The organism is Aeromicrobium sp. PFPM2_SD2 (genome assembly GCF_057364525.1).
In genome coordinates this window covers 1-4,603 of record NZ_JBNFNZ010000182.1, presented here as the reverse complement: position 1 = coordinate 4,603, position 4,603 = coordinate 1, and the positions used below count along the sequence as shown (strand labels likewise).

At 73.6% G+C, this 4,603-nt stretch carries 4 protein-coding genes and 4 pseudogenes; 3 read left to right on the top strand and 5 right to left on the bottom strand.

Annotation, left to right across the window (positions count from 1 at the left end; genetic code table 11):
* The 3 genes and pseudogenes from AC2W7G_RS09600 to AC2W7G_RS09590 form a co-directional block, all read left to right on the top strand.
* A pseudogene (locus AC2W7G_RS09600) lies at positions 1 to 706 on the top strand (hypothetical protein); the annotation flags it as partial.
* Positions 707 to 824: 118 nt separating this feature from the next.
* A pseudogene (gene acpS, locus AC2W7G_RS09595) lies at positions 825 to 1,094 on the top strand (holo-ACP synthase AcpS); the annotation flags it as partial.
* Positions 1,095 to 1,243: 149 nt separating this feature from the next.
* The gene (locus AC2W7G_RS09590) at positions 1,244 to 1,618 is read left to right on the top strand and encodes a hypothetical protein (protein ID WP_485868232.1); all 375 of its coding nucleotides are present in this window, start codon (positions 1,244 to 1,246) and stop codon (positions 1,616 to 1,618) included.
* Here AC2W7G_RS09590 and AC2W7G_RS09585 read toward each other — a convergent pair.
* The 5 genes and pseudogenes from AC2W7G_RS09585 to AC2W7G_RS09565 form a co-directional block, all read right to left on the bottom strand.
* The gene (locus AC2W7G_RS09585; protein WP_485868231.1) at positions 1,551 to 2,297 is read right to left on the bottom strand and encodes a trimeric intracellular cation channel family protein; all 747 of its coding nucleotides are present in this window, start codon (positions 2,295 to 2,297) and stop codon (positions 1,551 to 1,553) included. The two genes, AC2W7G_RS09590 and AC2W7G_RS09585, sit on opposite strands and share 68 nt — an antisense overlap.
* 42 nt (positions 2,298 to 2,339) lie before the next feature.
* Entirely contained in the window at positions 2,340 to 2,963 is a 624-nt protein-coding gene (locus AC2W7G_RS09580) for a TetR/AcrR family transcriptional regulator (RefSeq protein WP_485868230.1), read from the bottom strand.
* 13 nt (positions 2,964 to 2,976) lie between these two features.
* Positions 2,977 to 3,611: pseudogene (locus AC2W7G_RS09575) on the bottom strand (phosphotransferase family protein).
* A gap of 125 nt (positions 3,612 to 3,736) precedes the next feature.
* A pseudogene (locus AC2W7G_RS09570) lies at positions 3,737 to 3,880 on the bottom strand (phosphotransferase); the annotation flags it as partial.
* Positions 3,881 to 4,013: 133 nt separating this feature from the next.
* Complete coding sequence (locus AC2W7G_RS09565) at positions 4,014 to 4,472, bottom strand: SDR family oxidoreductase (RefSeq protein ID WP_485868229.1); 459 nt, start codon at positions 4,470 to 4,472, stop codon at positions 4,014 to 4,016.
* Positions 4,473 to 4,603 lie beyond the last annotated feature (131 nt).

Below are 4,603 nucleotides of genomic sequence, written 5' to 3'. Positions count from 1 at the left end.
CCTGGGTGCGCTGGCCGCCGGCCTCGGCCGCGACCGGTCGCCGCTGGCCCGGGCGCTGAAGCAGGTCGGCCTGACCGCGGACGACGTCGCGGTGGTCTCCAAGCACGACACGTCCACGGGCGTGAACGAGCTCAACGAGTCCGACCTGCACGAGCGGCTCGCGGCGGCGATCGGGCGCAGCGAGGGCAACCCGCTGTACGTGGTCAGCCAGAAGACGCTGACCGGCCACGCGAAGGGCGGCGCGGCGGCGTTCCAGACCATCGGCCTGTGCCAGGTGCTGGCCTCCGGCGTCGTCCCGCCGAACCGGAGCCTGGACTGCGTCATGCCCGACCTGGACGAGCACGAGCACCTCGTGTGGCTGCGCGAGCCCCTGCAGGCGGCGCAGCCGCTCAAGGCCGGCCTCGTCACCAGCCTGGGCTTCGGTCACGTCGCCGGGCTCATCGCGCTGGCCCACCCCCAGGCGTTCCTGGCCTCGCTCACCGACGAGGACCGGGCGTCCTACCGCCGTCGGGCGCACGCCCGCGCGGTCGCCGGACGCATGCGCCTGGCCAAGGCCATGCTCGGCCAGGCGGCGCTCTACGAGCGTCCCGACGGCCGTCGCCTCGGCACGGGCTCGGGCACCAAGGCGCTCGAGGCCGACCTGCTGCTCGACCCGGACGCGCGTCTGGGCGACGACGACGTCTACGCGGGCCCGGCCTGCCGATGACGGTCGTGGGGGTCGGGGTGGACCTCGTGCACGTGCCCGGCCTGGCCGAGCAGCTCGAGCGCCCGGCACCCGCTTCGCGCAGGCGTTCACGGCGGGGGAGCGGCGTGACGCGCAGGACGCGGTCGACGGTCCTGCGCGTCACCTGGCCGCCCGCTGGGCGGCGAAGGAGGCGCTGGTGAAGGCGTGGTCGGCGACGCTCTTCGGGGCGCCGCCGGTCGCGTCCGAGCACGTCCACCACCTCGTCGAGGTGGTCAAGGACGCCTGGGGACGTCCGCGGCTGCGGCTCCACGGCGAGGTCGCCGAGCACCTGGCGGGGCTCGACGCGCACGTCTCGCTCAGCCACGACGGCGACTACGCGACCGCGTACGTGGTGCTGTCGCGTCCCTGAGCCCTCGGCGGGCGTCGGGTTTACCTGGGGCCCCAGGTAAACCCGTCGCCCCCATGTCTGCAGTCCTGGGGGCGTCGAGCATTCCTGGGGCGGTGCACCCGTCGAAGGGCCCCGCGTCCAGCGCATCCCTGAGAGGATGCGGCGTGCCGATGACTCACCCCGCTCGCCGGACGATCCGCCGTGCCCTGGGTGCCCTGGCCGCGCTCGTCGCCGTCGTCCTGACCGGCTGTGCCGCCCCCGTGGACGTCGATGCCGCCCCGTCGTCGTTCCTCCTGCGCGACCTCGGGGACGTCGAGCCGGCGTTCGAGGACGTGGGGCTGAGCGTCACCGACCTGTCGTTCCGCGTGGGAGGGCGAGCCCCGGCGTACGAGGACGACGGCGACGGCTGGACGATCGTGGCCGCGTGCCGGATGCCCTCGGGCGCGATGTCGTTCGGGATCGTCCCCGAGGACGCCGTCACGTCGAGGGTGCGCGAGCGGGCGCAGGACGGTCGGTACCAGGGGGCGCTGGACCTCTGCGCCTGAGCGCTCCATCCCGTCGGCCGAGCGGCTCGCGGTCCCGGAGCCTTCCGGAGGGACGCGCTACGCCTGGGGACGCCGCGGCTTCGGGGCGTGCAGGTCCCAGTGGACGCCGGCGAGCCGGACCGCGAGGCACAGCCGCCGCGGCACCCACGGCGGGCGCCGCACCGTGCATCCCCGCCTTCTCGCAGACCACGACGACCAGCGCGGCCCCCAGCGCCGGGATGGCGTACAGCTCGCTGCGCATCACCACCGGGACGCGGCCGATCATCACGTCGCGCAGCGTGCCGCCGCCCACCGCGGTGAGCCCGCCCAGCAGCACCGCCTGGCCCGGCCCCATGCCCAGGTCCAGGGCCCGCAGCGCGCCGGTGACGGCGAACAGGCTGAGACCCATCGCGTCCAGCACCTCGATCGAGCGCTTGAGCCGCTCCAGCGACGCGCCCCAGGCGAACGCGACGAGGCTCCCGGCCGCGGCCACGGCGAGGTAGCGCCAGTCGTCGAAGGTGAGCGGCGGCAGCGCGCCGATGAGCACGTCGCGCAGGATGCCGCCGCCGAGCGCCGTCAGCATGCCCAGCGTCACGACCCCGACGACGTCCAGCCGCGTCACGCGCAGGGCGGTCAGGGCCCCGTTGAGGGCGAAGGCGAAGACGCCGACCAGGTCGAGCGTCAGCAGCAGGGTGCTCACCGGGACGTTCTACCGTGCCGGACGTCGTGCGGCGAAACCGCGCTAGGCGTCGACCTGCTCGGCGCTGAGCAGGTAGGCGGCGAGCAGGCGCTTGAGCTCGATGACCGCCTCGGTGTGCTCCTGGCCGTCGCGGATCGAGAAGTTGAGCATCGAGTAGGCCACGTGGATGAGCACCTCGGCCATGATCTTGCGCCGGGCGCGCGGCGTGCGCGGCGTCAGGGGAGCGAGGATGCGAGCGGCCTCGGCGGCCAGCTCGCGCTCGGTCAGGGCCGCCGTCGCCCGCGTCGCCGGGGTCGACTGCACCGCGTGCCAGACCGCCCGCCGCGACGGGTCCTCGACCCACAGGTGCGCCACGTGGTCGATGAGCCGGTTGAGGAACTTCAGCCAGTCCAGGGAGGGGATCTCGGCGGCGAAGTCCTCCAGCGCCTCCTTGACCGGCACCGCGTCCTGGCGGTCGAGCTCGCAGACGATGACGTACTTGTTGGCGAAGAACTGGTAGAGCGTGCCGATCGGCAGACCGGCGCGGCTGGCGACCTCCTCGCAGGTGAACGACTCGAAGCCCACCTCGAGCAGCAGCTGGCGCGAGACCTGGAGCAGCTGCTCGAACTTGACCCGGCTGCGCTCCTGCGTGGGGCGGCGCCGCGGTTCGAGGATCTCGGCCGTCATGGCCGCCACCGTACTAGGCGGGCCGCCCCAGGGACGCGAGTCCGTACGCCACGAGCGGCTCGATGAGGTCGCCGATCCCGTCGAAGCCCCCGCCGAGGGTCTGCCCCTGGCTGTGCCGGAAGTGGATGCCCTCCAGGATCACGGCGAGCTTGAAGTAGGCCAGGCCGAGGTGGAAGTCGAGCGTGCCGACGTCGCGTCCGGACGCGGTCGCGTACCGCTCGACGACCTCGTCGGTGCTCGGGAAGCCCGGCGCGCGGGCGGCATCGGTGACCATCGCCGCCCCGGCTCCGCCACCGGCCGCCACGGCCAGCTCCTGGTAGGCCAGCAGCACGGCCAGGTCGGTGAGCGGGTCGCCGAGCGTGCTCATCTCCCAGTCCAGCACCGCCGTGACGGTGTCGGAGTCGTCGACGAGCAGGTTGTCCAGCCGGTAGTCGCCGTGGACGATCGTGCCCGGACGGCCGGCCGGACGGACGCCGCCAGGCGGGACGCCAGCTCGTCGATGCCGGCCACCTCGCGGCTGCGCGAGGCGTCCAGCTGCTTGGTCCAGCGCCGCACCTGGCGCTCGAGGTAGCCCTCGGGCCGGCCGAAGTCCTGCAGCCCGACCGAGGCCGGGTCGACCGCGTGCAGCGTGGCCAGCGTGTCGACCATCCGGTCGGCGATCGCGCGGGTGCGCTCGGCGCGAGCGCCTCGAGGTCGGAGGCGTGCGCGTACGGCGTGCCGTCGACGCGCTGCATGACGTAGAACGGCGCCCCGATGACGTCGACGTCCTCGCACAGCCCGTAGGTGCGCGGCACGGGGACGTCCGTGGGCGCGAGCGCCGCGATGACCCGGTGCTCGCGGGCCATGTCGTGCGCTGTGGCCAGGACGTGGCCGAGCGGCGGCCGGCGGACGACGAGGTCCGCCGAGCCGCCGCGCACGGCGTACGTCAGGTTCGACTTGCCGCCGGTGATGAGCCGGGCCTCGAGCGGCCCGTCGACCAGGCCGGGTGCGGCCTCGTCGAGCCAGCGGCCCAGGGCGTCGAGGTCCAGGCCCTTCGGGGACTCGCTCACGTCAGGCCTTCGGCCCGCCGGCCACGTAGATGACCTGGCCCGACACGAAGCCGGCGCCCTCGCTGGTCAGGAACGAGACGGTGTGCGCGATGTCCTCGGGCTGGCCGACGCGCTGCACCGGGATCTCCTTGGCCGAGAAGGCGATGAAGTCGTCGAACGCGACGCCGAGGCGCTCGGCGGTCGCGGCCGTCATGTCGGTCTGGATGAAGCCCGGCGCGATGGCGTTGGCGGTGATGCCGAACTTGCCCAGCTCGAGCGCGAGGGTCTTGGTGAAGCCCTGCAGGCCGGCCTTGGCGGCGGAGTAGTTCGCCTGGCCGCGGTTGCCCAGCGCGCTGGTGCTGGACAGGTTGACGATGCGGCCGAACTTCGCCTCGGTCATGTACCGCTGCGCGGCCTTGCTCATGAGGAACGAGCCGCGCAGGTGGACGTTCATCACCGCGTCCCAGTCGCTCGTGCTCATCTTGAACAGCAGGTTGTCGCGGATGATGCCGGCGTTGTTGACCAGGATCGTCGGGGCGCGAGCTCGGCGCGACGGTCTCGAAGGCGGCGGCGACGGACGCTCGGTCGCTCACGTCGGCGCCCACCGCGCGG